The 23,062-nt window shown below is 63.7% G+C and carries 26 protein-coding genes; 11 read left to right on the forward strand and 15 right to left on the reverse strand.

The window, feature by feature from the left end; all coding sequences use genetic code 11:
* Positions 1–11: 11 nt before the first annotated feature.
* Both ACO6VM_RS20785 and ACO6VM_RS20790 read right to left on the reverse strand, forming a co-directional pair.
* Positions 12–2,090, reverse strand: a complete 2,079-nt coding sequence (locus ACO6VM_RS20785; RefSeq protein WP_401057783.1) for an LTA synthase family protein — start codon at positions 2,088–2,090, stop codon at positions 12–14.
* A gap of 227 nt (positions 2,091–2,317) precedes the next feature.
* Entirely contained in the window at positions 2,318–2,509 is a 192-nt protein-coding gene (locus ACO6VM_RS20790) for a PLDc N-terminal domain-containing protein (protein ID WP_232885000.1), read from the reverse strand.
* A 126-nt stretch (positions 2,510–2,635) separates the two neighbouring features.
* Here ACO6VM_RS20790 and ACO6VM_RS20795 point away from each other — a divergent pair, with 126 nt between their 5' ends.
* Complete coding sequence (locus tag ACO6VM_RS20795) at positions 2,636–3,574, forward strand: ZIP family metal transporter (RefSeq protein ID WP_401057780.1); 939 nt, start codon at positions 2,636–2,638, stop codon at positions 3,572–3,574.
* Positions 3,575–3,698: 124 nt separating this feature from the next.
* On the opposite strand, the gene ACO6VM_RS20800 is transcribed toward ACO6VM_RS20795, so the two are convergent.
* Complete coding sequence (locus tag ACO6VM_RS20800; RefSeq protein ID WP_110992565.1) at positions 3,699–4,229, reverse strand: hypothetical protein; 531 nt, start codon at positions 4,227–4,229, stop codon at positions 3,699–3,701.
* A gap of 62 nt (positions 4,230–4,291) precedes the next feature.
* Positions 4,292–4,813, reverse strand: a complete 522-nt coding sequence (locus tag ACO6VM_RS20805; protein WP_401057778.1) for an ankyrin repeat domain-containing protein — start codon at positions 4,811–4,813, stop codon at positions 4,292–4,294.
* A 267-nt stretch (positions 4,814–5,080) separates the two neighbouring features.
* On the opposite strand from ACO6VM_RS20805, the gene ACO6VM_RS20810 reads away from it, so the two are divergent.
* Positions 5,081–5,353 carry a DUF3509 domain-containing protein gene (locus ACO6VM_RS20810; protein ID WP_125463159.1) on the forward strand — a complete coding sequence of 91 codons (273 nt, stop codon included), beginning with the start codon at positions 5,081–5,083 and terminating at the stop codon, positions 5,351–5,353.
* Between the two features lie 9 nt (positions 5,354–5,362).
* Here the strand turns inward: ACO6VM_RS20810 and ACO6VM_RS20815 are convergent, their stop codons facing one another.
* The 3 genes from ACO6VM_RS20815 to ACO6VM_RS20825 all read right to left on the reverse strand — a co-directional run bounded on the left by ACO6VM_RS20815 (position 5,363) and on the right by ACO6VM_RS20825 (position 7,669).
* Entirely contained in the window at positions 5,363–5,899 is a 537-nt protein-coding gene (locus ACO6VM_RS20815) for an oxidase (protein ID WP_401057776.1), read from the reverse strand.
* Complete coding sequence (locus ACO6VM_RS20820; protein ID WP_422403750.1) at positions 5,899–7,053, reverse strand: MFS transporter; 1,155 nt, start codon at positions 7,051–7,053, stop codon at positions 5,899–5,901. The genes ACO6VM_RS20815 and ACO6VM_RS20820 overlap by 1 nt, the downstream gene beginning before the upstream one ends.
* A gap of 211 nt (positions 7,054–7,264) precedes the next feature.
* Complete coding sequence (locus ACO6VM_RS20825; RefSeq protein ID WP_422403751.1) at positions 7,265–7,669, reverse strand: MerR family transcriptional regulator; 405 nt, start codon at positions 7,667–7,669, stop codon at positions 7,265–7,267.
* A gap of 73 nt (positions 7,670–7,742) precedes the next feature.
* Between ACO6VM_RS20825 and ACO6VM_RS20830 the strand changes: the two genes are divergently transcribed.
* Both ACO6VM_RS20830 and ACO6VM_RS20835 read left to right on the forward strand, forming a co-directional pair.
* Positions 7,743–8,807, forward strand: a complete 1,065-nt coding sequence (locus ACO6VM_RS20830) for an SDR family oxidoreductase (RefSeq protein WP_422403752.1) — start codon at positions 7,743–7,745, stop codon at positions 8,805–8,807.
* 345 nt (positions 8,808–9,152) lie between these two features.
* On the forward strand, positions 9,153–9,536 hold the full coding sequence (locus tag ACO6VM_RS20835; RefSeq protein ID WP_401057151.1) for a hypothetical protein: 384 nt from the start codon (positions 9,153–9,155) through the stop codon (positions 9,534–9,536).
* Positions 9,537–9,577: 41 nt separating this feature from the next.
* Here the strand turns inward: ACO6VM_RS20835 and ACO6VM_RS20840 are convergent, their stop codons facing one another.
* From ACO6VM_RS20840 to ACO6VM_RS20860, 5 genes are all read right to left on the reverse strand, one after another.
* On the reverse strand, positions 9,578–10,483 hold the full coding sequence (locus ACO6VM_RS20840; protein WP_401057090.1) for an alpha/beta fold hydrolase: 906 nt from the start codon (positions 10,481–10,483) through the stop codon (positions 9,578–9,580).
* Between the two features lie 263 nt (positions 10,484–10,746).
* Complete coding sequence (locus tag ACO6VM_RS20845; protein ID WP_401057091.1) at positions 10,747–11,523, reverse strand: ATP-grasp domain-containing protein; 777 nt, start codon at positions 11,521–11,523, stop codon at positions 10,747–10,749.
* Between the two features lie 126 nt (positions 11,524–11,649).
* Positions 11,650–12,144, reverse strand: a complete 495-nt coding sequence (locus ACO6VM_RS20850) for a hypothetical protein (RefSeq protein ID WP_422403753.1) — start codon at positions 12,142–12,144, stop codon at positions 11,650–11,652.
* Positions 12,141–13,064: a hypothetical protein gene (locus ACO6VM_RS20855; RefSeq protein WP_422403754.1), complete on the reverse strand. Its 924-nt coding sequence runs from the start codon at positions 13,062–13,064 to the stop codon at positions 12,141–12,143. Before ACO6VM_RS20855 ends, ACO6VM_RS20850 begins: the two co-directional genes overlap by 4 nt.
* Before the next feature lie 102 nt (positions 13,065–13,166).
* Positions 13,167–14,417: an NADH:flavin oxidoreductase/NADH oxidase family protein gene (locus ACO6VM_RS20860; protein WP_422403755.1), complete on the reverse strand. Its 1,251-nt coding sequence runs from the start codon at positions 14,415–14,417 to the stop codon at positions 13,167–13,169.
* A 127-nt stretch (positions 14,418–14,544) separates the two neighbouring features.
* Between ACO6VM_RS20860 and ACO6VM_RS20865 the strand changes: the two genes are divergently transcribed.
* Positions 14,545–14,967, forward strand: a complete 423-nt coding sequence (locus tag ACO6VM_RS20865; RefSeq protein ID WP_422403756.1) for a MerR family transcriptional regulator — start codon at positions 14,545–14,547, stop codon at positions 14,965–14,967.
* The gene (locus ACO6VM_RS20870) at positions 14,964–15,092 is read left to right on the forward strand and encodes a hypothetical protein (protein ID WP_422403757.1); all 129 of its coding nucleotides are present in this window, start codon (positions 14,964–14,966) and stop codon (positions 15,090–15,092) included. The genes ACO6VM_RS20865 and ACO6VM_RS20870 overlap by 4 nt, the downstream gene beginning before the upstream one ends.
* On the opposite strand, the gene ACO6VM_RS20875 is transcribed toward ACO6VM_RS20870, so the two are convergent.
* Positions 15,080–15,472, reverse strand: coding sequence for a hypothetical protein (locus tag ACO6VM_RS20875; protein WP_422403758.1), 393 nt, complete (start codon positions 15,470–15,472; stop codon positions 15,080–15,082). The genes ACO6VM_RS20870 and ACO6VM_RS20875 overlap by 13 nt on opposite strands.
* Positions 15,473–15,659: 187 nt before the next feature.
* On the opposite strand from ACO6VM_RS20875, the gene ACO6VM_RS20880 reads away from it, so the two are divergent.
* The 5 genes from ACO6VM_RS20880 to ACO6VM_RS20900 all read left to right on the forward strand — a co-directional run bounded on the left by ACO6VM_RS20880 (position 15,660) and on the right by ACO6VM_RS20900 (position 21,429).
* Positions 15,660–16,553: a LysR substrate-binding domain-containing protein gene (locus tag ACO6VM_RS20880; RefSeq protein WP_422403759.1), complete on the forward strand. Its 894-nt coding sequence runs from the start codon at positions 15,660–15,662 to the stop codon at positions 16,551–16,553.
* 100 nt (positions 16,554–16,653) lie between these two features.
* Entirely contained in the window at positions 16,654–17,358 is a 705-nt protein-coding gene (locus tag ACO6VM_RS20885) for an SDR family oxidoreductase (RefSeq protein ID WP_422403760.1), read from the forward strand.
* A gap of 78 nt (positions 17,359–17,436) precedes the next feature.
* Positions 17,437–17,940: a sigma-70 family RNA polymerase sigma factor gene (locus ACO6VM_RS20890; protein ID WP_125858253.1), complete on the forward strand. Its 504-nt coding sequence runs from the start codon at positions 17,437–17,439 to the stop codon at positions 17,938–17,940.
* Entirely contained in the window at positions 17,937–18,899 is a 963-nt protein-coding gene (locus tag ACO6VM_RS20895; protein WP_401057099.1) for a DUF4880 domain-containing protein, read from the forward strand. The genes ACO6VM_RS20890 and ACO6VM_RS20895 overlap by 4 nt, the downstream gene beginning before the upstream one ends.
* Before the next feature lie 121 nt (positions 18,900–19,020).
* A complete protein-coding gene (locus ACO6VM_RS20900; RefSeq protein ID WP_422403761.1) occupies positions 19,021–21,429 on the forward strand; it encodes a TonB-dependent siderophore receptor in 2,409 nt (802 codons plus the stop codon).
* Between the two features lie 3 nt (positions 21,430–21,432).
* Here the strand turns inward: ACO6VM_RS20900 and ACO6VM_RS20905 are convergent, their stop codons facing one another.
* Together ACO6VM_RS20905 and ACO6VM_RS20910 are read right to left on the reverse strand one after the other, a co-directional pair.
* A complete protein-coding gene (locus tag ACO6VM_RS20905) occupies positions 21,433–22,296 on the reverse strand; it encodes a diguanylate cyclase domain-containing protein (RefSeq protein ID WP_401057101.1) in 864 nt (287 codons plus the stop codon).
* Positions 22,297–22,526: 230 nt separating this feature from the next.
* Entirely contained in the window at positions 22,527–22,955 is a 429-nt protein-coding gene (locus ACO6VM_RS20910) for a TOBE domain-containing protein (RefSeq protein WP_401057102.1), read from the reverse strand.
* Positions 22,956–23,062: the final 107 nt, after the last annotated feature.

Genomic DNA, 23,062 nt, shown 5'->3' on the forward strand with positions numbered 1-23,062 from the left:
CAGCGACTTACTTACTTCGGCGTGCCATGGACCACACCAGCGGTGTTGTCCAGCAGGCTCTTGGTCGCGGTCTGGATGTACGCTTCCAGTTTTTTCTGCAACTGCGACTCGTCCGGGCTTTCGATCAGGTCGGCCTTGAACTCACGGCCCAGCTGGTAACGGTACATGCGCGGGCTCATGTCCTTGGACTCGATGAGGATGCGGTCACCCTGCACCAGGCCGACGATCTGTTCGCTGCCCGACGGCTTGATGATGCCCACGCCCTGGTCGCCTTCCGGCAGGTTGAGCAGGTCACGGCCCCAGCACTGGTGGCGGGTCTGCCCACCGAGGCGGCCCATGATGGTCGGCACGATGTCGACCTGGGTGCCCACGGTGTGGTTGACCGCGCCGAACTTGTCCTGGATACCCGGGGCAATCAGCAGCAGCGGCACGTTGAAGCGGCCCAGGTCCAGCTCGGTGACCTGCTGGTGGTTGCCGAAACCGTGGTCACCCACGATGACGAACAGGGTCTCCTTGAAGTACGGCTCCTTGCGCGCCTTCTCGAAGAACTGGCCCAGCGCCCAGTCGGAGTAGCGCATGGCGGTCAGGTGCTCGTCCAGGCGGCCTTGACCGGTGACCTTCTCGACCGGCAGGTCCTTGGGCAGCGCGTACGGGGTGTGGTTGGACAGCGTCTGCAGCAGGGCATAGATCGGCTTCTTGCCGTCATGCTTGGCCAGCTCTTCGTTGCCGCGGTCGAACATGTCCTGGTCGGAAACGCCCCAGGTCGGGTCGGAGAACACCGGATTGACGAAGTCGTTGCGGCCGATGAAGGTGGTCATGCCCTGGTTGCCGAAGAACCCGGACTGGTTGTCCCAGGCGAAGTCGCCGTTATAGACATAGACGTCGTCGTAGTCGCGGGCGCTGAGCAGCGCTGGCAGGCCGGACAGCTTGTGGCCGCCTTCCGGGGTCTGCATCAGGTATTCGAAGCCCGGCAGGTTGGGGAAGCAGGCCATGGTGGCGAACATACCCTGGTGGGTATGGGTGCCGTTGGAGAAGAAGCGATCGAACAGCAGCCCTTCTTTGGCCAGCTTGTCGAAATACGGGGTGATGTTGGTCTCGCTGCCCAGGGCGCCCACCGAATGCCCGGCGAAGCTCTCCATCAGGATGACCACCACGTTCTTGATCGGCAGGGTGCGCTCCTGGGGCGGCACGAAGTCGCGACGGATCGCCGCTTCGTCGGCATCGACCAGGGTGTCATGCGGGGTCAGCAGCTGGTCGCGCACGCTCTGGGTGGCCAGGTTCTGGTCCAAGGTCGCTTTCCAGATGTTGGCGCGGTCTTCACCGAAGCGGCTCTTGGCGGCATCGATCAGGGTCAGGGTGCCGTTCAGGCCAAGCTGGTTGACGAAGTTCGAGTCAGTGGTGAATGCATCGCCCCAACGCATGGGCGGGCCCTGGCGCAGGGTGCCACGGGCGGCAACCACGGCGATCAGCAGGATCACCACGAACACCACCAGGCGACCATACCAGGGCGCCACGGTGCGCGTGCCAGCGCCTTGCAGGCTGGCGCTACCGCCACGGGTCAGGCGGTCGATGCCCTTGAACAGCAGGCTCAAGAGCCAGGTGCCGACCAGCCAGGCCAGGATGTAGCGCACCACCGGGAAACCGTACCAGAGCATGCTCATGACGGTCTTGGGGTCTTCCTTGATGTACTGGAACACCAGGCCGTTCAGACGCTGGTGGAATTCGCGGTAGAAATCCATCTCCATCAGGCCGAGGAACATCACCACGCTCGACGCGATGGTCAGCCACAGGCGGAACAGGCCACGCCGGGCCATCAGCCAGGGGCTGAGCAGGGCCAGCAGCAGCGGAATGCTGATGTACACCACCACCCGCAGGTCGAAGCGCAGGCCGTTGAGGAAACCTTCGGCCACGGTCGAGTAAGGGGTGTCGCCGATCATGTCGCTGTTGTAGACCAGCAGCGCCAGACGCACGAGGCTGAGCATCAGCATGATCACCAGGCCGCTGAGCAGCGTATAGGCCAGGTGGGATTTCAGGGTCGGCGAGAACGAGCCTCGCGCGCCCCCTTGCTTCAGGGCGTCCGTGATAGCCATGAATGGAGAGGTCCTAGGATTGCGGGTTTGCGAAAAGGGCGAAATCGCCGACAGCCAGGCCTTGCCATCGATCATGGCGCCGGACCAGGGCGGTATTGTGCGGCGCGGATTCTCGAAAATCGAGTGTGAAAATTTTGTCGATAGCGCCTGTTACAGGCTATGGCAGGATAGGCCTTGTAGTCAGCAAATTGTAACTGCTGATGCCAGCTTTTCGCGGGAGCAGGCGATCAGATCCGCAGGTTGCCCCGCGGGCCGGCAATGGCCCAGATGATCAGCCCCAGCACCGGCAGCAGCACGATCAGCAGGATCCACAGCACCTTGATGCCGACTTCGGCGCTGCTTTTGAGTACGTTCAGCACCGCCCAGATGTCCAGGGCGAGGATGATCAGGCCGACCAGCCCGTTGAAAGTAGAGCCCATGCTGCCGCTCCCGTAAGGTGAATGTGAGCCAGAGCATAGCTGGCTATGGCCTCGATAGAGGGGAATCCTTGGTCCCACGGGCCAGTCAGTGGATAGACTGGCAGCATTCATCGCTTCGAGGTCCGCATGCCCCCAGCCCAAACCCACAACGCCGCCCCCTTCTCGCCACTCGGCGCCTGGCGGCAACAGGTCCGCACCACGCCCTGGCTCAGCGCCGGCCTGGGCTTGAGCCTGCTGGCCATCGTCGCCCTGCTGCTGGCGAGCATCTGGAATGCGCTCAATGGCGATCATGCCGACCACCTCCCCCTGGCCACCCTCGGCGGCCTGTCCGGCTTTGCGGCCACCGCGCTGGGCGCGGTGCTGGCGGTGGTGCTGCGCGACGTCAGCGCGCGCAGCCAGGACGTAATGCTCGGCTTTGCCGCCGGCATGATGCTCGCCGCCAGTTCCTTCTCACTGATTCTTCCCGGCCTCGACGCTGCCCGCGAGATCACCGGCAACGGCCCGGCCGCAGCCTTCACCGTGGTGCTGGGCATGGGCCTGGGCGTGCTGCTGATGCTCGGCCTCGACCGTTTCACCCCGCACGAGCACGAAAGCACGGGCCCCTGTGGCCCGCAAGCCGAGCGGGTGAGCCGGGTGTGGCTGTTCGTGCTGGCCATCACCCTGCACAACCTGCCTGAAGGCATGGCCATCGGTGTGAGTTTCGCCAACGGCGACATGAGCATCGGCCTGCCACTGACCAGCGCCATCGCCATCCAGGACATTCCGGAAGGTCTGGCTGTCGCCCTGGCCCTGCGCGCCACGGGGCTGTCCAACTTCAAGGCGGCGCTGGTGGCGATCGGTTCCGGCCTGATGGAGCCGTTGGGTGCGGTGATCGGCCTGGGCATCTCCACCGGCTTCGCCCTGGCCTACCCGATCAGCATGGGCCTGGCGGCGGGGGCGATGATCTTCGTGGTATCCCACGAGGTCATTCCGGAGACCCACCGCAACGGCCACCAGACCGCGGCGACACTGGGGTTGATGGGCGGGTTTGCGGTGATGATGTTTCTCGATACCGCGTTGGGTTGAGGCCGTCGACAAACTGCACCGACCTCTTCGCGGGTAAACCCGCTCCCACAGGTTTTGTACAGGGCCTGAGGCCAGCTCAGTACCTGTGGGAGCGGGTTTACCCGCGAAAAGAGCGGCGCAGATTTCAGACGTGCACAGCCACCTTCAATGCTTCCAGCGCCGGCTCGACCTTGATCCCCACCGCAGCGCCCAGCTCCAGCACCCGCGCCAGGTCGTTCTGCCCCACCATCACCACCTGCAGCTCGTCGTCGAGCAACTGGCTGAAGTTCAGCAGCACATAACCGCCAGCTTCCTTGTTCAGCGCCCCCATCTGCACCTGGATCCGGTTGAGCGCGGTCAACGGCTCGGTACGCGCCAGTTGCTTGGGCTTGAGGGTGAACGGCACGCTCTTGTCGAACGAATCGCTGATCTGCTGGAACAGGTCCTGGTAGCTGTCGGCCTGGAACAGCACGGTGTCGGGCAGGCTGCCGACCACCACCCATTCGCCCAGTGGGAACGGGAAGGTATCGTCGTAATTGATGTCCGGGTTGGCGGCAAGGAAGGCGGCGGGGTCGGCGTAGGCCTGGGCGGCCTCGTCGGCGATGCGCTCGATATCTTCATCGCGCATGCAGCCGGCAGCGATGAGGCGGATGAGTTCGAGCAACTGGTCTTTCATGGGGGGGCCCTGCGGGTTGGCGTGAAAAGGCGCCAAGGATAGCCGCAAACGCCCCCGGGCCGTTAGCCGGCGAGTGCTTCGAGGCGTGCTTGGGCGTGCGTCGCGCCCATGGTGCGCGCCGCCATCAGTGCGGTGGCGCCCCCGGCATCGCGGCGCGTCGGGTCGGCGCCCTGGGCCAGCAGGTAGTCGATGATCTCCAGGCGATTGAACATCGCCGCCAGCATCAGTGCGGTGCGGCCGTCCGCTGCGGCGGCGTCCACGGGCACGCCCTGCTCCAGCAACAGGCGAATCATCGCCAGGTCGCCCTTGAATGCCGCGCCGGCGATGGGCAACTGACCGTTGTCGTTGGCGATCAGTGGGTCGGCACCGTGGCCGAGCAACACCTGCACCGCTTCATGGTGGCCGTGGTAGCTGGCCAGCATCAGCAGGGTATCGCCCTTGTGGTTGCGTAGATCGACCGGCAAGCCGCTGTCGAGCAGGCGCCCGAGCATCGGCGCATCGCCGCGGCGGGCACGCTCGAAGACTTCTTCGGCGAATGCGGCGGTTTCTTCGGCGGTCATGGGCGCGGGCTGTTGGTCGGACATCTGGAACCTCCTGGCAATTGAATGAGCCCAAGTGTTGGTCAGGCACCGCCAGCGGGTCAAAGGTTCAGATTCTATGGGGGGCAAAGACAGAAGCTATGACCGTGCAAATTGCACTGTGCAAATTGCACGACCTTGCAGAATGCAATGCCAGGCACTCTGCAATCACATCTATGTCATTGTTTTTAAATGATTTTTTACAGCAAAAAGAGTGGCACGATCACTGCAAAACCCAACTCATGTCTGCCCACACATCAGTCAGGAGTTGATATGGACCTCATCCAGCAAAAGTTCGTCTCTGTGTTTTCCGCTTATCAGGTGGACACCAAGGCCCGCCCGGACGGCGGTGTACTGCTGACCCTGCGCGCCGCCGACGGCGTGGTCACCCGCCGAGTGCTGAGCTACGCGCAACTGCACAGTGCCGAACAGCTGTCGTGGGCGATCAGTGCGCTGCGCCGTGACCTCGCCGAACAGGCCAGTGAACTGCCAGTGATCTCCAGGCTGCAGAGCCAGCAGCGCTTCGCGCTGCCAACCTACCGCTAAGCGGCTTTTTCAGAGCTCGCCAAACCCCGGGAACTGCCGGGCACCGGCATCACCGGTGAACCGCGGCTGCACGCCCTGCTCGCTGGCGTGTAGCCGCAACGCCAGGCAGAACGGCGTGTCCCCCAGGTCAAGCCAGCGCCGGGTGCCAGCCGGAACCACCAGCACATCATCTTTTTCACACAGCACGGCATAGACGAAATCACCCAGGCGCAGGCTCAGCTGTGCACGCCCGCTGATCAGCGCGAACACTTGCTCGTCGTCATGCACATGCTCGTCGCGCAAGTCCACCTCGGCGGGGTCGACGCCATCGCGGCTGAGCAGGCTGAAGGTTGCACTGCCATGCTCGCTCATCAGACGGTCGAGCGGTGCGCGGCACGCGTCCAGCACCTCCGCCAGGCTGCTGCCCGGACGCAGGCGCGCGCCGGACGCCCAGCGCGCCAGGCGTACACCCTGCTCGGCCAGGGTGGCGACGATATCGTCGTGGTGGGTCAGTACCTTGTTCGCAAGCTCGGGGCTGCTGCGGTGGAAAACGCTGAGGATGCTCATCAGGGGTCGTTCCTGCTGTCTTTCAAACGGAGGGCAATGATAACGGCTGCCGCCAGTGCCGCGACGCTGGCCATACCAAAGGTGAAGTGCGGGCCCAGCAGTTTCCAGCTGTAACCCGAATACAGCGCGCCCAGCGCACCGCCGGTGCCGGACAGGGCAGCGTACAACGCCTGGCCCTGGCCCTGCTGGCGGGCACCGAAGCTGGACTGCACGAAGGCGATGCTAGCGGCGTGGAAGCAACCGAAGGTGGCGGCGTGCAACACCTGGGCAAGCACCAGCACTGCCGGGATATCCGCCAGGTTGCCCAGCAGCAGCCAGCGCACGGCGGCCAGCAGGAAGCTCGCCAGCAGCACCCGGCGTACCGAAAAACGCGCAAAGATGCGGCTCATGGCCATGAACACCAGCACCTCGGCCACCACCCCCAGCGCCCACAGCAGGCCGATCGCACCGCGGCTGTAGCCCAGCGACTCCAGGTGCAGGGTGAGGAAGGTGTAGTACGGGCCGTGGCTGAGTTGCATCAACCCCACGCACAGGTAGAACGCCAGCACGCCCGGGGCCAGCACCTGCTTGAGAAAGCCCCCTGCCCCGCGCCGCTCGGCATGCTCCGGCGGCTGGGCGTTGGGCACCCACAGGCTGGCGGCGACGATGCCGGCCATGATGGTCACCAGGGCGACCGGGTAGATGTCCAGGCTCAACTGTTCGAACAGGCGCCCCAGGCCGACCACGGTGAGGATGAAGCCGATCGAGCCCCACAGCCGCACCTGGCTGTAGCGCGCGGTCTGGCCGTGCAGATGAGCCAGGGTGATCACCTCGAACTGCGGCAGTACCGCGTGCCAGAAGAACGCGTGCAGGGCCATCACCAACGCCAGCCAGGCGTAGCTCTTGCCGAAGAAGATCAGCGAGAAGGTCGCCAGGGTCGACAAAGCCCCCAATCGCACGATCAACAGGCGCTGGCCGCTGCGGTCACCCAGCCAGCCCCACAGATTGGGGGCGATGCACCGCATCAGCATGGGGATGGCCACCAGCTCGCCGATGCGTGCCGGGGAAAAGCCCAGGTGATCGAAGTACAGGGCCAGGAACGGCGCCGTGGAGCCGAGCAAGGCGAAGTAGAAAAGGTAGAAGCTGGACAGGCGCCAGTAGGGGATGGGGGGCATGGGAAGTCCGTTCAGAGGCTACCGGCCCTATCGCGGGGCAAGCCCGCTCCCACGGGGATTGGTGGGAGCGGGCTTGCCCCGCGATCTGCGCGCAACGCGGCAGCAAAACCTGGATTCGCGGCGTCTTTGACACTATTTGATATCGGGTATAGGAGCGCTTCGCACTCCATCGCGGGGCAAGCCCGCTCCCACAAAACTTTTCGTACAGAGCCTAGGGCGTCGAGCCATGCAGATGGGCAGGTAAGTGGGGAGTGATCAGGCCGTTGGCAATGGCACTGGCTTCAAGCTTCGCATGCTCCGCGCTCAGCAGGACATAAGCAGCTTGCAGCGTGGTGATCTTCGCTTGAATTTCAGCCATCTTGCTGGCAACCAAGGCTGCGCCTTGCGCGCAATCGATCTTGTTGCCTCGCTGGGCTGCAAGAATTTCTCCAATTTCAGCCAGGGAAAAACCGCCACTCTGGGCGCTCTGAATAAAGGCCAGGTCAACAACCGTCTGATCGCTGTAGCTGCGGTAATTGTTGGCTTGTCGTTGTGCCACGATAAGCCCGAGCTGTTCGTAATAGCGCAATGCATGCCGGCCGACGCCACTGCGGCGCTCCAACTCTCCAACGTTCACACTAAAAACTCCTTGACTGTAGAGCGTGCTCTACACCTTAGCCTGCACCCATTATCCAAACAAGGGATCAGGCATGAGCGTGGAATGCTTCGTCACAGGCGGCAGTGGGTTTGTGGGGCAACATTTACTGGCCCGTCTTACTGCGAAAGGGTACAAGACCCGGGTGCTTATGCGCACCCCAGGGAACATTGAGCGTCTCAGAAAACAGGTCAGTCAACTTGGCGGTAATCCTGCGTATATCCATGCCGTTGAGGGCGATATCAGCAGAGAAGGGCTTGGGCTCAGTGAGGCGGACAAGCAGTGCGTGTCTTCGGTCTCTGTGATCTTCCACCTCGCGGCGGAGTTTTCCTGGGGGCTGTCCATGGAGCGCGCCCGAGCAGTCAATGTGCAAGGGGCGCTGAGGGTCGCCAAGCTTGCGGCGGGTCAGCGCATTCGATTGCTGATGGTGGGCGGCTTCATGCTGCAAAACCTTAATCACCTGGCCAGTATCGGTGTTGATCATGAGTGCCCTGAAAACACAAACTGGCCCGCAGTCTACCGCCGTGTAGGTGGCTACGAAGGCAGCAAGATCGAGTCCCATTTTGCCGTCATCCGTTATATGCAGGATGCGGGCGCGGACTACACGATCGTTCACCCTGCTACGGTGTGTGGCCACAGCGAGAGTGGGCACATCCTGGAAGGGCAGCCTCTGGCCGAACTCATTCGAAATCTGGCTCAAGGTCGGTTCAAAGCGGTCCCCGGTTCCTCCAGGCACTGGTTGCCATTAGTCAGCGTCGACTACCTGGTGGCGATGATGACCTGTGTGGCGTTCGATCCTTCAATGGCCAACCGGCAGGCCCTGGCGCTCTATGAGCACACATCGAGCCTGCAGGGCATGCTTGAGCAGATCGCAAAACCGCTGGAGGTCAAGGCGCCCCGCCAGCATGTACCGATAGGGTTGCTCAGGTGGCTTTTGATGATTCCCGGGCTGGCAGCGCGATTTGCGATCAGCGCCGAGTCATTGGATTTCATCCAGACGCAGCGCTTCGATATGAGTAATAGCGAGCAATTAGAGCTGAAGTATCAGTTAACTCATCCCGATATGGCGCGCGCTTTGGAAAAGACGGTGCGCTACGTCAAGGATCACTTTCTCCACTAAGGCAGGCCGGTCGTGATGGCTCAAGGCATGCGTGTGACAGCGAGCGCTTGCGACCCATAGCTGCCATTGCGATGGTGCTGCTCTTGCTCATTTTCCGAGGCTGGCGCGCCCCCTGTGGGAGCGGGTTTACCCGCGAAGCAGGCAACTCGGAGGGTGGCACGGGCTTCGCCCGTGTTCGCGGCGGTTCGACGCCTCGATAAACCCGCTCCCACAGAGATCACCTCTGGCATGACTGGCCGCTTTGGGTCGATTGCGGCCATCCAAACTCCGCACATACCCGAACCTTCAGATAGAACACTCATCGCCGCCTCGGGTAAGGTGTGCGTTTATGAAATGGATTTCGCCATGAACGACACACGAGCGTCGGTAACTGATTTTCCCCAGATCGCAGCACGGCTGAACAACCGTCGATTCTCGGTAGCCAGCAACACCCAAGGGTTATCGGGGGCTGGCACGGTCTTCCACTATTCAATCGACGATGGTGCCATCAACAGCACCTACCAAGGCGGACGGATCCGTACTGGTAACCAGGTAGGCCGCGTGACAGGCCCCGATACCATCGAGCTGCTGTTCCAGTGCTTGACCACCGAGGGCGAGCTTCTTGCCGGCTGGTCCCGGGGTACGGTGGGCGTTGATCAAGCAGGCCGCACGACCCTGCACTTTGTCTGGGGTTGGTTATCTGGCGCCACTGGAGGGGGTGAGTCCAATTACGTCGAGCTGGTCGAGTAGTTCAGACCGAGCATTTTCACTTGTCCCAGGTCAGCGCAATTTCACTGCCGCAGAAATTCCATCACAGTCTCAGCAAACACCACCGGCTGATCCAGCATGACGAAGTGAAAGCTCCCGTCAATACGCCTGAAGCTGGCAGTCGGCGCCGAGGCGTAGGCGGTATCGAACAGCGCATCAACGTTGGAAGCAGGCACGCCGTAAAGGGGGTCATAGGCATAGACGACCTGCACCGGCGCCTGGATGCGCCCAAGCTCAGGTCGCAAATCGGTGGTCATCAGCTCGTACATGGCATCGGCCACCATCGAGCGATCCGAGCGGATCCCCGCCGCGATCAATGCGGGCCTGGCCGCTTCGGTTTTGACCAGGCGGGCGACGGCGGCGCTTTGCATGGCTTCGGCCTGCTCCGCCGGCGCCGCCAACATCGCGTCACGCAGCGCGGCGGCATGTGGCCTGGCCGTATCAATGGTCGCGCTGGGGTCGATCAGCAAGGTGTAGAAGGGCAGTGCATCGACAATCATCAACCGCGCGACATGAGCAGGGTGCCGTGCGCCGAGCATCAGCGCGACTTCGCCACCCAGCGAATGGCCGATGATGGCCGGCGCCTCGATGCGTTCGCTGCGGATGTAGTCGGCGACTGCATCGGCTATGGGGGCGACCACCTGGCCGTCCACGCTGGGCACGGCGGGTGAACCGGCGAAGCCTGCAACTTGCACAAGATGCAGGCGATAGTGCTGGCGCAATTTGGCGGCAAGGTCTGCCCAGACTTCGCGGGACGAAGCCAGGCCTGGAATCAATAGGACGTCCGGCCCTGCGCCTTCGACGGTCACCGAGATGCGCTGCTGGGCTCCGGGCGCTGGTGGCGTGAAGGCTGGCGGCATGGGGGATGCCGATGCAGCCGACAGTGATAGCGTTGTGCCGATGGCCGCGAGGAGGGTTCGTGCGCGCATGTCATTTCCCTATGCTGTGGCCAGAGCTCGCGCAGGATCATCCATGCTGCGGCGGTGGCTTGTGGCAGGGAGTGAACAATATACGCAGGTACGCTGCAACACCGAACTTGGCGGTATCGACGCTGGGTGTCGTTGACCAGAAGTTGCAGCAAAAGCCATTTTCTGTAGTACACGTTTGAAAGGCAGCCTATCGACGTTCCATTGGCAACTCGCGGTTCCCCCTCACAGCCAAGCGGCCACGCAGTGAGTGTGCTTGGCCAGTTCTACTGGTTAAACATCCGCACGAACGTCTGCGCAGGCCACTCCTTGCGGTCAGATACTTGCCCATCTCCCAACTCGACCACCCGCAGCACACCGTCTTCCCGGCGTGCAACGTCAATCGAGAAAAAGGGACTGTCGATCGACTGTGCGCATTCGCTCACCAGCTCTGGTACTTCGCCGTCAGCACCATAGGCTTGTCCGTGGAACACGAAGTAGCGCCGTTCGGTGCCTTGCAGATAGTTTTCGCGCTGCCTGACGCATACACCGCCTTCTATGCTGCCGCGGTACTGGAGCATCAATGCCAGCAGAGGCTCGATATCCTCGGGACGGTCCACCAGGCTGCCACGCCCCGTATTCAATGACTTCACGTAGTCCTTGATGAAGTAGCCTGACCAGTGCAGACCGGCGAGGGCCTGTTTGAAGTCCGTATCCGCAGCCAGCACCAGCGTTTCGCTTGTCTTGCCAACCAATAACGGATACCACTGCGGCAAGTGATGGCAGAGTCGGTACTGCGCGGGGCTGGTCACGGCGGTGGCGCCCCGGTCGTGCAAATGGTTGACCCAGTCGGCATAGGTTTTCGGTGTCAGCATCCAGCCGCGGTACAAGACGAGGTCGCCGGGGGTAAAGGGTAGTGAGGCCCTGAGTGCACCTGATTCAAAGTCTTCGAACGAAAATATCAGGGGCTGCAGCCCAGCCGCCGTCGCGGCTTCGTATTCTTCGACGAACTGTTCGTCAGGGCGATTCTTGTTGAAAGGTTCGCTGGGGTAGAGAAGGCGCATTGCATGTTCTGCCATGAGCTGGGGGAGGGCTCTATGCTATCCGCGGCGTATTCCCTCACGCAGTAGGACGCGGCTGAACCACGGTTCACTCAGATGAGTGGCCGTCATAGGACCTGGGACGCAAGCCTACTGAAGCAGGCTCATGGCAACTATGACGACGGCCAGGATGACGACTAAAACGACCAGGGTGGCAATAACGACCTTGACCAGACTATGGCTTTTCTCCCTGACGGAAAGTGCCCCGAAAGCAATGGCCGCAACCATCGCCACCATGGCGCCAATGTAGAGGAACATCCAGATGGTTTGCCAGCGTTCCACTGTCGCAGTGGGCATGCCCCCACCGAGACGGTGAAAAATCTGCAGGCACAGTGCGATAAGTACAAGGGTGAGCACAAAGCACGCTATCGCGCGCTTACGCAGTGCAGGGATAGGCGTGTCACCGCAGGTCAGGCATATGAGGACAATGGTGACCGTGCCGATCGCCAGCGCCAGGCCTTGTGCCTCTTCCCGCCACGCGGGCAGCACCAGCAGGGTGTCCGAAAACAATCCAAGCCATTGACTCACCAACGCCAGCGCTGGCGCAGGCACCACGCTGGCGATGGACTTCCAGGCGCTGTTCATTGGCGCTTCGCAGCCAAGGAAGCAGAGGATGAAACGTAAACCGGCAATTCAACCGCGCCAATCAGTTCATTCTGCTGGCTGAAGATTTCATAGCGCGCATAGGTCAGTGCGGGTTGTTTGATGCCGCTTACCTCAAAGGTGATGGTGCCCTTTTGTTGAAGCCTGATCGGCTCTGGATTGTGTTTCATGAAGGCTGAGTAAAGGCTGTCGTCGACCCCCTTGAAGAAGGGCCTGATCGAGATGCTTTCAAGCGTGCCGGGTTTACTGTCCTTGTAAGGGCGCACTTCATAGTTGAAGACGCTGCGGTAGTGGTTTTCCTTGTCAGCGTCGATGCCTACTTCGCCATCAAGCTGAATCAGGGTAGCGCCCGGTGATTTGACGTCTGAGGGGAAAAATATCTGGATCCTGAAACGGAATTTCTCCATGACCCCTTTGCTGGGGGCTGAATGGGTGGCGATCGCTGCTCTGCACCCTTGCTCGCCTTCCGATTCAACGATGGATTTGCTGAAACCGTCACCGAAGGAAAATGCATGCGTGGTGTCGCCTCGATTGCCGTATTCCAGGCACCCCTCGAGTTGTCGCGCATCATTGCTGACCTGGAGAATGGGGGCAGACTCGACTTTCTTTCCGGCGGGTACCCAGCTGGTGATGTGCGCCACCGGCCAGTTCACACGAACTGGATATACCTGATCGTGATTGCCGACACAGGAGACAATTGCAAACTTGTATTGGCTGACACTGGCATGTTCCTCAAGGCGTGAATTTGTTTCGAAATCGAAATTCCCGACCTTGTGGGGCTGCGCCATCTCTCCTGAGCAAAGTGGATTGGTTTCGGCGAGGGCGGGTGCGTCTAGCCAGAGGTTCACCAGCGTCAAGCTCGCCAACAGAACGATAGGTGCGGCAGGAACCGTCAAGCGCATGAGCGACCTCCGGCTGAGGTTCTTTCCTATTGGCGGGAACGGCATATGGATCAAAGTAGTTCATGTTGGGCCAGGCAACACGCTTGGCGCTTGTGCGCAGATTCATCTGCCCGCGTGGACGGCGGTCTTCACCTCCCGCATCCACCGCCGATACTGCCGCGTGCGCAGCGCATTGGCCAATTGCTGCAACACCAGCGCCCGCAACGGCGACACCTGCGGATCCGGCGCTCGCCCAAGGCTCAGCCGACGCAGCTGGAACTTGACCGCCGCCATGTTGGCCAGCGAGGCCAGCGCCTTGTTCTTCCAGGTGATCGGCCGCAGTTGCGGCGCCGGGTCGACGCCACGCTGCCAGTCGTTGGGCAGGCTTGGGGCGATGGCCAGGGCCGAGCCGATGCCGACCATTTCCACGCCACTGGCCACTACCTGTTCGGCGACCGGCAGGCGGCGTATGCCGCCGGTGACCATCAGCGGCATCTGCGCGACCTGGCGGATGTCGCGGGCGAAGTCGAGGAAGTAGGCCTCGCGGGCGAGGGTGCGGCCGTCGCGGGCGTCGCCTTGCATGGCCGGGGCTTCGTAGCTGCCGCCGGACAGTTCGATCAGGTCGACGCCCTGGCCGTTGAGCAGCGCTACCACCTGGCGGGCATCGTCGGCGCTGAAGCCGCCGCGCTGGAAGTCGGCGGAGTTGAGCTTGACCGCTACCGCAAAGCCGGGCGAAACCACCTTGCGCACTGCTTTCACCACCTCCAGCAACAGGCGAGCGCGGTTTTCCAGCGGGCCGCCCCATTCATCGGTGCGGGTGTTGCTCAGCGGGGAGAGGAACTGGCTGAGCAGATAGCCGTGGGCGGCGTGGATTTCGACGCCGGTGAAACCGGCCTGTTCTGCCAGTTGGGCGGTCCGGGCGAAGCGGGCGATCACCTCGTCGATGATAGGGGCGGTCATCGCCCGTGGGGTGCCGAAGTGCTTGGACATGCTGCCCAGCTCCAACGGCACGGCCGAGGGGGCCCAGGTTTGCTGGCCGAGGTTGGCCTGCATCTGGCGGCCGGGGTGGTTGATCTGCATCCAGAACTGCGCGCCCCGCGAGCGGCCGATCCGCGCCCAGCGTTTGAACGGCTCCAGTTGCGCATCGTGCTCCAGCACTACACCGCCGGGGCCGGTCATGGCGCGACCGTCGATCATCACGTTGCCGGTGATCAGCAGGCCGGCGCCACCGTTGGCCCAGGCCTGGTACAGGCGCATCAGGCGCTCGGAGGGGGCCTGGTCGGTCTGCGCCATGTTCTCTTCCATGGCGGCCTTGGCGATACGGTTTGGCACAAGCGAACCATTGGGCAGGGTGAGCGCAGCGAACACATTCATGGCAAGGGCCTCGAGGGGGAGAGGCTCGACCTTAAGCTTAAAGGCAACTTTAAGGTCAACAGTTTTTGTGGGATAACGCGTCTTGGGCGATGCCATCGTCCGGTGAACGCATTCAGCGAGGTGAGTGATGAAAATCGGTGAACTGGCCAAGCGCAGCGGCCTGGCGGCGTCGCGTATCCGCTTCTACGAGGCCAGCGGGCTGATCAAGGCGGTCGAGCGCCGGGCCAATGGCTACCGCGACTATGGGCCAGAGGCGGTGTGGATCCTGGAGATCATCACCGGTGCCCAGCGCGCGGGCTTTTCACTGGACGAGATTCGCCACCTGCTGCCGGTGGGGCCCAATGCCTGGCGCAAGGACGGCCTGCTCGACGGCCTCAAGCGCAAGGTGGCCGAGATCGAAGCCATGCAGCAGCGCCTGGCGCAGAGCAGGGCGCAGCTGCTGATTGCCATTGACAGCATCGAGAACCGGCCCGAGGGCATGCCCTGCGACGACAACACCCAGCGGGTGCTGGAGCGCCTGCGCGAGGAGAGCGCTGGGGCGGCCCGTTGAGCCAGTTGCTCGACGGGCTGGGGGCATCGATGCAGGTGCGGTTGGATGTGGTCAAGGAGGCGCAGGTGGTGTTGCACCTGCCCGCGCCTTTGGATGGGCTGGGGCAGGCCGGTCAGCGGCGATAGTAGCGACGGTCATCGTAGTAGCGATCCTGCCGGGCGCGGTCGTGATAACGCTCCCAGTTGTGCCGCCGTTCCATTTCGCGGCGGTATTGCTCACGGCGCCACTGCTCTTTGCGCCATTGCTCGCGGCGCCAGTCTTCGCGGCGGTCATGCCAGCGGTCATCACGGTAGTAGCGGTCGTCATGGGCCAGCAGCGTTGCCGGCTGCTCGGCGACCGTGCTGGCCAGGCTCGGCCAGGGGTTGGCGGGAGCCGGGGCCTGGAGCGCCGCCGGTTCGGCAGCGTGCACGGGGCTTGGCGTCTTCATCGGCGAAGCGCTCGCCGAGCCCACTGCCACAAGGGCGAACAGGCCAAGCAGCAGCATGCGTGGGGTAGGTAGTTTCATGGGTGAAGACAGCCTCTGAAAGACAGTTGAAGGTGTGGCCAGCCGCCCGCGTCAGCGTTTCGCTTCGGGCTTGTGCAGATAGACCGGCAAAAAGGAAAAAGTTCTGGGGCCGGCCGCTTTTATAGCCATGGCAGGAAACCCTTGGCACACTGGACCGCACTCTGCAGCCAATAGAATTCCTGCCACCATGCCAGCCGCATTCCCCTCGTTGCCTTCACTCAACGCCCTGCGCATGTTCGAGGTGGTCGCCCGCCACCTGAACTTCCGCCTCGCCGCCGAGGAACTGGGTGTCACCCAGGCGGCAGTAGCCCAGCAGATTCGTGGCCTGGAGGCCAGCCTGAACATCCGCCTGTTCGAGCGCCTGCCCCGGGGCCTGGGCCTGACCGACGCCGGGCGCGGCTACAGCACCAGTGTGCGCGGCGCATTGGCGATGATCGACGAGGCGACCCGGCTGCTGCGCCCTCAGCCCTCGCAGCTCACGGTCAGCGTGACACCGAGTTTTGCGGCGAAATGGCTGATCCCCAGGCTCGGCGATTTCGCCGAAAGCAATCCGGACATCGACCTGCGCCTGCTCGCCGGCGACCGGCTGTCGCACTTCCAGACTGATGGCGTCGACCTGGCCGTGCGCTATGGCCAGCCACCGTTCGGCGCGGGGCTCAATGCCGAGCTGTTGATGGAGCAGAGGCTGGTGGCGGTGGCCAGCCCGCAGTTGCTGGCGGAAAAAGGCGTACCGGCAACCTTTGCGGCGCTGCAGGGGTTTGTCGCGCTGCACGACGCCCATGACTTCTGGCCCGCGTTCACGGCGGCGCTGTTCCCCGGGCAGGGGCCGGGGACCGCGCGCAACCTGCGCTTCAACCAGACCTCACTGGCGATCGACGCGGCCGCGGGCGGGCAGGGCATCGCGCTGGCCAGCCACGCCTTCGTCAAGGACGATATTGCCGCCGGCAGGCTGGCCCAGGTGTTCCCCCAGCAGCTGCAGCTGGACAAGGCGTTCTACCTGGTGTGGCCGCGCAAGGCGCAGCAGCCTGCTGCTCTGGCAGTGGTCAAGGCTTGGCTGAAAGAACAGGCAGGCGATAGCTGAACTACTGGCTTGTGAAAGCCTGGCTGTCTCCCTTGACGGCGCTATGGCTGCTAGGGTGAGTGAACCTGCAAGGCAGGGTTCATCTTCCCCAGGAGGCAGCATGTCAGTACAGAAAGTGGCAATCATCACCGCCGGCGGCAGCGGCATGGGCGCAGCCGCGGCCCGGCGCCTGGCCGCCGACGGCTTCAAGGTCGGCATCCTGTCGTCGTCGGGCAAGGGCGAGGCGCTGGCCAATGAGCTGGGCGGTATCGGCGTGACCGGCAGCAACCAGTCCGTCGAACACCTGCAACGCCTGGTCGACGCGGTCATGGCCAAGTGGGGCCGGGTGGATGTGCTGGTCAACAGCGCCGGCCACGGCCCGCGCGCGCCGATCCTGGAAATCAGCGACGAAGACTGGCACAAGGGCATGGAAGTGTACCTGCTCAACGTGATCCGCCCGGCGCGGCTGGTAACGCCGATCATGCAGCGCCAGCAGGGCGGGGTGATCATCAATATCTCCACCGCCTGGGCCTTCGAGCCCAGCGACATGTTCCCCACCTCGGCGGTGTTCCGCTCGGGGCTGGCGGCGTTCAGCAAGGTCTTCGCCGACACCTACGCAGCCGACAACGTGCGCATCAACAACGTGCTGCCTGGCTGGATCGACAGCCTGCCGAAAACCGAGCAGCGCCGCGACATGGTGCCGATGAAGCGCTATGGCACCAGCGAGGAAATCGCCGCCACCATCGCTTTCCTGGCCAGTGACGGCGCGGCTTACATCACCGGGCAGAACATCAAGGTCGATGGTGGTTTGACCCGCAGCGTGTGAAACACGCGTCTGGATGCAAATGAATGATAAGTATTACCATGTGCGACTTTCATTCATTTGCTGCCGGAGATCCGCGCCATGAACCCAGCCAACCGCCATGTCGTCGGCGATCTCTACCTGCGGCACCACAGCTGGGTAGTGAGCATGCTGCGCAACCGGTTGGGTAACCGCGAGCAGGCGCTGGACCTGGCCCAGGACACCTTCGTCAGGTTGTTGCGCAGCGAGCTGCCGACGCAGTTGCGTGAGCCACGCGCCTACCTGGCAACCATCGCCGGGCGCCTGTGCCTGCAGCACTTTCGCCGCCAGGCGCTGGAGCGCGCCTACCTGGACAGCCTGGCGCTGCTGGAACCGCAGCATCAGCCCTCGGAAGAAACCCGCCTGCTGGTGCTCGAAGCGCTGGATGCGGTGGGGCAGGTGCTCGATGGCCTGGGCAGCCGGGTGCGCGAGGTGTTCCTGCTGTCGCAACTCGACGGCCTGACCTACGCGCAGATCGCCGAGCGCCAAGGGTTGACAGTCAATGTGGTGCAGAAAGCCATGCTCAAGGCCTATCGGCACTGCTACGCGTCGGTCTACGGCGAATGAGGCCGCAACAGGCAGATGCGCAACGGCTGGATCCGGCCGTGGTCGAGCAGGCCATGCTGTGGATGGTGCGCCTGCAGTCGGGGGCCAGCAGCGAGGCCGAGCGGCTGGCCTGCCAGCGCTGGCGCCAGGCGAGCGCGGCCCACGAACTGGCCTGGCAGCGCCTGGATGGCCTGGGCCAGGGCCTGCGTAACGGTACTCATGGCGTGCCGGCGGCACGCAGCCTGCTGCAGGCGCGCACCCGGGTGTCGCGGCGGGCCTTGCTCGGCGGGCTGGCTGGGGCCGGGGTGCTGCTTGCCAGCGGCTATGGCGTGCAGCAGCGCAGCGTGCTGCCAACCCTGCTCAGCGACTACGGCACCGCCACCGGCGAGCGGCGCAGCTGGCGCCTGGCCGCGGGGCTGACGGTACAGCTTGATACGGGTAGTGCACTGGATGGCGATCAGGTGGCCGGCCAGCAGGTGCTGACGCTCAACCGTGGGCGGGTGCTGGTGGAAACAGGGCAGGGTGCCGGCATCAGTGTGCGTGCGGGGCAGGCGCGGATCCTGCCGGGCGTGGGGGCACGGCTGGTGGTTCAGCAGCAGGTGGCCGCCACCCTGGTGCAGGTGCTCGACGGCAGGGTGCTGGTGGAAGACGGGCAGGGTCTGCGTGTTGGGCTGGAGAGCGGCTGGCAGCAGCTGTTCGCGGCAACGGGCGCTGGCAGCGTGACGCCATTGCCGGTGGGCGCAGCGGCCTGGACCCAGGGGCAACTGGTGGCCGAGCGCATGGCGCTGGGCAGTGTGTTGGCCGACCTGGACCGCTATCGCAAAGGGGTATTGCGCTGCGATCCGCGGGTGGCCGGGTTGCAAGTCAGCGGCACCTTCTCGCTGGACCAGCCGGAGGCCAGCCTGGACCTGCTGGCCGAGGTGTTGCCGGTGCGGGTGCAGCGGGTGCTGGGCTATTGGGCCACGGTAGTGCCGGCCTGAATTGCACCGCGCAAAAAATCTCGCCCATACCCGGCAGGTTTTCATTTCTCGCGCATCAGTACAGGCAAACGCGCTGAATCTGCAGCGCCTCGCCCACGCCTGTCTGCCAAGGATTGTCTCGATGCTGTGTCGCCTTACCCCTCTCGCAAGCCCGCTGTTGCTCGGCCTGGCCGTGGCCGCATGGCACCTTCCCGCCCAGGCCGATGTGCGCCGTTTCGATATCGCCCCTGGCACCCTCGACAGTGTGCTCGGGCAGTTCGGCCAGCAGGCCGGGGTGATGGTCGCCGTCGATTCCCAGGCCTCCCGGGGCGTGCACAGCCCCGGCCTGCGCGGTCAGTTCGCGGTCGAGCAGGGCCTGGCTATGCTGCTGGTCGGCACCGGGCTGCAGCCGGTGCAGGTCAGCAGCGACCGTTACCGGCTGATCCCCCAGGCAGCCGACAACGGCGTCATGGAACTGGGCGCCACCAGCGTCAACGCCACCGGGCTCGGCGCGACCACCGAGGGCACCGGTTCCTACACCACCGGGGTGACCAGCACCGCCACCAAGATGAACCTGTCGATCCGCGAGACCCCGCAGAGCATCAGCGTGATCACCCGCCAGTTCATGGACGACCAGCAGCTCACCAGCATGTCCGACGTGCTCAAGCAGACCCCGGGCATCACCATGTCCCAGGATGGCGGCGAGCGCTTCAACATCTATTCGCGCGGCAGTGGCCTGAACACCTACCAGTTCGACGGCATCACCACCTACCAGGAAAACCAGACCCGCACCATGCCCAGTACCCTGCTGGACATGGCGATCTACGACCGGGTCGAGGTGGTGCGCGGCGCCACTGGCCTAATGACCGGCGCCGGCGACCCCAGCGGTGTGGTCAACGTGGTGCGCAAGCGCCCGACCCGGGACTTCCAGGCCTATGTGCAGGGTGGCCTGGGCTCGTGGAACTATCGACGCCTGGAGGCCGATGTGTCCGGCCCGCTGACCCCTGAAGGCAACCTGCGCGGGCGCCTGGTAGCGGCCAAGCAGACCAACCACACCTTCATGGACTGGTATAAGCAGGACAAGGACATCGCCTACGGCGCGCTGGAAGCCGACCTCACCGACACCACCCTGCTGCGGGTCAGCATCGACCACCAACGCTATCGGCCCACCGGCGGCCAGGGTGTGCCGCTGATCTACAACAACGGCACGCCGACCGACTTCTCCCGCTCCACCAGCTCCGGGGCGCGGTGGAACCTGGACCGCTTCGAGACCACCAACTACACCATCGGCCTCGAGCAGCAACTGGCCGGCGATTGGCAGCTGAAAGTCGGCACCACCTACATGGATGTCGACCGCTACGCGTTGTCGGGTGCCTATTACAGCTCATCGAACAACTCCAACATCAGCCCTGACGGCAGCGCCAAGATCGACCAGAGCGACGCCACCGCCACCCAGCGCCAGCGCGCGATCGATGCCACCTTGCAAGGGCCGTTCGAACTGTTCGGGCAGACCCACGAACTGATCTTCGGCGCCAACTACTTCGACTACGTCAATCGCCATCACTCCGAGGGCACCGATGACGCGATCGTCAACTTCGACACCTGGGGCAACGAACTGCCCAAGCCGAACGCCGACACGTTCACGCCGGTGCTGGACTACGATGTCGACACCCGCCAGAGCGGCTACTTCACTGCCGCGCGTTTCAACCTGAGCGACAGCCTGCACCTGATCCTCGGCGCCCGGGCCAGCAACTACCGCTATCACTACTACCTGCGCAGCCTGCCCGACGGCACCCCGAGTGCCTACGGCATGACCGAGCGCGGCGTGGTCACGCCCTACGCCGGGTTGGTCTACGACCTCACCCCCGAGCAGTCGGTGTACGTCAGCTACACCGACATCTTCAAGCCGCAGTCGGCCCGTGACCGCGACGGCAAGTACCTGGACCCGATAGTGGGGAAAAACTACGAGACAGGTTGGAAGGGCGAGTTCTACGATGGGCGCCTGAACAGCAGCGTGTCGCTTTACCTGGTCGAGCGCGACAACGTCGCCGAGCTCGATGGCGGCGCCAAGGTGCCGGGCACTCGCGACCAGGAAGACGCCTACCGCGCCGTCAGCGGCGCCAAGACCAAGGGCATCGACATGGAGCTGGCCGGCGAATTGGCCACGGGCTGGAACGTGCAGGCCGGCTACAGCCATTCGCGCACCGAGGATGCCGATGGTCAGCGGCTGACCGCCCAGTTGCCGATGGACACCTTCCGGCTGTGGAACACCTACCAGCTACAGGGCGACTGGCAGCGCCTGACCGTGGGCGGCGGGGTCAACTGGAACTCCAGCAACTCGGTGTATTTCTCCCGTTACCGCACCCGCATCACCCAGGACGACTACGCCGTGGTCAACCTGATGGCTCGCTACCGCTTCAACGAGCACCTGAGCAGCACTCTGAACCTCAACAACCTGTTCGACGAGAAGTACTACACCGGCTTCTCCGGCAGCTGGGGGCACTACGGTGCGCCGCGCAACGTGATGATGAACCTGCGCTACGACTTCTGACCCTCAACCCGCCGCGCGACGCCGCCGTTTCTGCAGGTACATGTCGTCGTCGGCGCGGCTGAGCAGGGTGTCGGCGTCCTCACCGTCATCGGGGTAGCAGGCTACGCCGATGCTGCAGCTGGGCATGCCGATATCGCCGAACTCAGGGCCCAGTGGCTCGGCCATGACGGCGAGGATCTGGGCGATCTGCTCGGCAACTGCAGCAGGTGACGAGCTATCCGGCAGCAATACGGTGAACTCGTCACCGCCCATGCGCGCCACCGTGTCGGTGGCCGCCACGCAGGCTTCCAGGCGCCGGGCAATGGTGCACAGCACGCGGTCGCCCGCCGCATGCCCATGCACATCGTTGATGCCCTTGAAGTCGTTGATATCCAGGAACAGCAACGCCAGTGGACGCTGCTGGTGCCGTGCGCTGTGCAGCGCCGCAACCAGGCGGTCGTTGAACAGCGAGCGGTTGCACAGTCGGGTCAGCGGGTCGTGATGGGCGAGGAAGCGCAACTCCTGCTCGGCCTGGGTCAGGGCGGTCACGTTGCGCGCCACGCCGATCCGCGCACCCACCTCGTCGGACCAGAACGCCGCCCACAAGATGTGCACCACCGCACCATCCTTGCGGATGTAACGGTTACGGAAATCGAAATGGGCTTGGCCGTTCATGATGCGGATGATCGAGGCGCGGGTTGCCTCCAGGTCGTCCGGGTGCATGTAGCGGGTGATCGGGGTGCCGGTGAGTTCGTCGGCGCGGTAGCCCAGCAAGGCTTCGCAGGCATTGCTGACGAACACGATGGTGTTGTCCCGGTCGACCACGAACACGGTGTCCAGCATCAGGTGGATCAGCTTGGGGTACAGCGCTTGCAGGTCAACGGGCATGGGGCTGGGAGTCCGCTACGGTGGGCTCGATCGTGGCCTGATCGCGAAGGGCGGCGGCGAGTGGCCCGGTCGGCAGCGGGGCAGGGCCAGGCAACGGTTCGCGGCGCCGGCCAGCATACACAGTGGCGGGCGGCTGTCACCAGTGGTGGCGGACGAAATGGACGGGCGCGCAGCGGCACCTGTCGTTCATGGGCAGGCCAGGGCGCCGAGCGGTGCCCTGGCCGGGATCATCAGGCCGGTACGCCGAGGATGATGTGCGAGGCCTTGATGACGGCGGTCGCATTGACGCCTGGGGCCAGGCCCAGCTCCTGCACGGCATCGCGGGTGACGATGGCGTGGACCTGGGTGCCGCCAGCGAGTTGGAGGGTCACTTCGGCGTTGACCGAACCGTCGGTGACCTTCACCACCTTGCCATTCAGGCAGTTGCGGGCGGACAGGCGAATGTCGCTGGCCTCGGTCATCAGCATCACCCAGGGTGCCTTGATCAGGGCGATGGCTTCGGCGCCTGGCTTGAGCCCCAGGCTGTTGACGCTCTCGACGGTGACCACCGCCACCAGGGTTTCACCGCCGGCCAGCTCGAGGGTGACCTCGCTGTTGACGGCGCCGGGGCGCACGTCACGGACCTTTCCTTTGAACACGTTGCGGGCACTGACTTTCATGACATTCTCCTTGAAGATGAAAAATCTGACTTCAGTGTCAGGATTTCGTTATGTAGTTTCCAGCATAGCGGCGGCAGCGAGAGCTTTTTGTATACAGAAACCGTCAG

This window comes from Pseudomonas sp. GZD-209 (assembly GCF_049310485.1).
Lineage (GTDB): Bacteria > Pseudomonadota > Gammaproteobacteria > Pseudomonadales > Pseudomonadaceae > Aquipseudomonas > Aquipseudomonas sichuanensis.

Excerpts from the sequence above, each read along its gene's own strand:
- ACO6VM_RS20815 (WP_401057776.1), bottom strand. The coding sequence starts at position 5,899 with ATGAGCATCCTCAGCGTTTTCCACCGCAGCAGCCCCGAGCTTGCGAAC.
- ACO6VM_RS20805 (WP_401057778.1), bottom strand. The coding sequence starts at position 4,813 with ATGTCCGACCAACAGCCCGCGCCCATGACCGCCGAAGAAACCGCCGCA.
- ACO6VM_RS20865 (WP_422403756.1), top strand. The coding sequence starts at position 14,545 with ATGAAAATCGGTGAACTGGCCAAGCGCAGCGGCCTGGCGGCGTCGCGT.
- ACO6VM_RS20830 (WP_422403752.1), top strand. The coding sequence starts at position 7,743 with ATGAGCGTGGAATGCTTCGTCACAGGCGGCAGTGGGTTTGTGGGGCAA.
- ACO6VM_RS20900 (WP_422403761.1), top strand. The coding sequence starts at position 19,021 with ATGCTGTGTCGCCTTACCCCTCTCGCAAGCCCGCTGTTGCTCGGCCTG.
- ACO6VM_RS20800 (WP_110992565.1), bottom strand. The coding sequence starts at position 4,229 with ATGAAAGACCAGTTGCTCGAACTCATCCGCCTCATCGCTGCCGGCTGC.
- ACO6VM_RS20845 (WP_401057091.1), bottom strand. The coding sequence starts at position 11,523 with ATGCGCCTTCTCTACCCCAGCGAACCTTTCAACAAGAATCGCCCTGAC.
- ACO6VM_RS20835 (WP_401057151.1), top strand. The coding sequence starts at position 9,153 with ATGAACGACACACGAGCGTCGGTAACTGATTTTCCCCAGATCGCAGCA.
- ACO6VM_RS20850 (WP_422403753.1), bottom strand. The coding sequence starts at position 12,144 with ATGAACAGCGCCTGGAAGTCCATCGCCAGCGTGGTGCCTGCGCCAGCG.
- ACO6VM_RS20810 (WP_125463159.1), top strand. The coding sequence starts at position 5,081 with ATGGACCTCATCCAGCAAAAGTTCGTCTCTGTGTTTTCCGCTTATCAG.
- ACO6VM_RS20890 (WP_125858253.1), top strand. The coding sequence starts at position 17,437 with ATGAACCCAGCCAACCGCCATGTCGTCGGCGATCTCTACCTGCGGCAC.
- ACO6VM_RS20840 (WP_401057090.1), bottom strand. The coding sequence starts at position 10,483 with ATGCGCGCACGAACCCTCCTCGCGGCCATCGGCACAACGCTATCACTG.
- ACO6VM_RS20795 (WP_401057780.1), top strand. The coding sequence starts at position 2,636 with ATGCCCCCAGCCCAAACCCACAACGCCGCCCCCTTCTCGCCACTCGGC.
- ACO6VM_RS20855 (WP_422403754.1), bottom strand. The coding sequence starts at position 13,064 with ATGCGCTTGACGGTTCCTGCCGCACCTATCGTTCTGTTGGCGAGCTTG.
- ACO6VM_RS20880 (WP_422403759.1), top strand. The coding sequence starts at position 15,660 with ATGCCAGCCGCATTCCCCTCGTTGCCTTCACTCAACGCCCTGCGCATG.
- ACO6VM_RS20905 (WP_401057101.1), bottom strand. The coding sequence starts at position 22,296 with ATGCCCGTTGACCTGCAAGCGCTGTACCCCAAGCTGATCCACCTGATG.
- ACO6VM_RS20785 (WP_401057783.1), bottom strand. The coding sequence starts at position 2,090 with ATGGCTATCACGGACGCCCTGAAGCAAGGGGGCGCGCGAGGCTCGTTC.
- ACO6VM_RS20820 (WP_422403750.1), bottom strand. The coding sequence starts at position 7,053 with ATGCCCCCCATCCCCTACTGGCGCCTGTCCAGCTTCTACCTTTTCTAC.
- ACO6VM_RS20895 (WP_401057099.1), top strand. The coding sequence starts at position 17,937 with ATGAGGCCGCAACAGGCAGATGCGCAACGGCTGGATCCGGCCGTGGTC.
- ACO6VM_RS20875 (WP_422403758.1), bottom strand. The coding sequence starts at position 15,472 with ATGAAACTACCTACCCCACGCATGCTGCTGCTTGGCCTGTTCGCCCTT.
- ACO6VM_RS20790 (WP_232885000.1), bottom strand. The coding sequence starts at position 2,509 with ATGGGCTCTACTTTCAACGGGCTGGTCGGCCTGATCATCCTCGCCCTG.
- ACO6VM_RS20860 (WP_422403755.1), bottom strand. The coding sequence starts at position 14,417 with ATGAATGTGTTCGCTGCGCTCACCCTGCCCAATGGTTCGCTTGTGCCA.
- ACO6VM_RS20910 (WP_401057102.1), bottom strand. The coding sequence starts at position 22,955 with ATGAAAGTCAGTGCCCGCAACGTGTTCAAAGGAAAGGTCCGTGACGTG.
- ACO6VM_RS20885 (WP_422403760.1), top strand. The coding sequence starts at position 16,654 with ATGTCAGTACAGAAAGTGGCAATCATCACCGCCGGCGGCAGCGGCATG.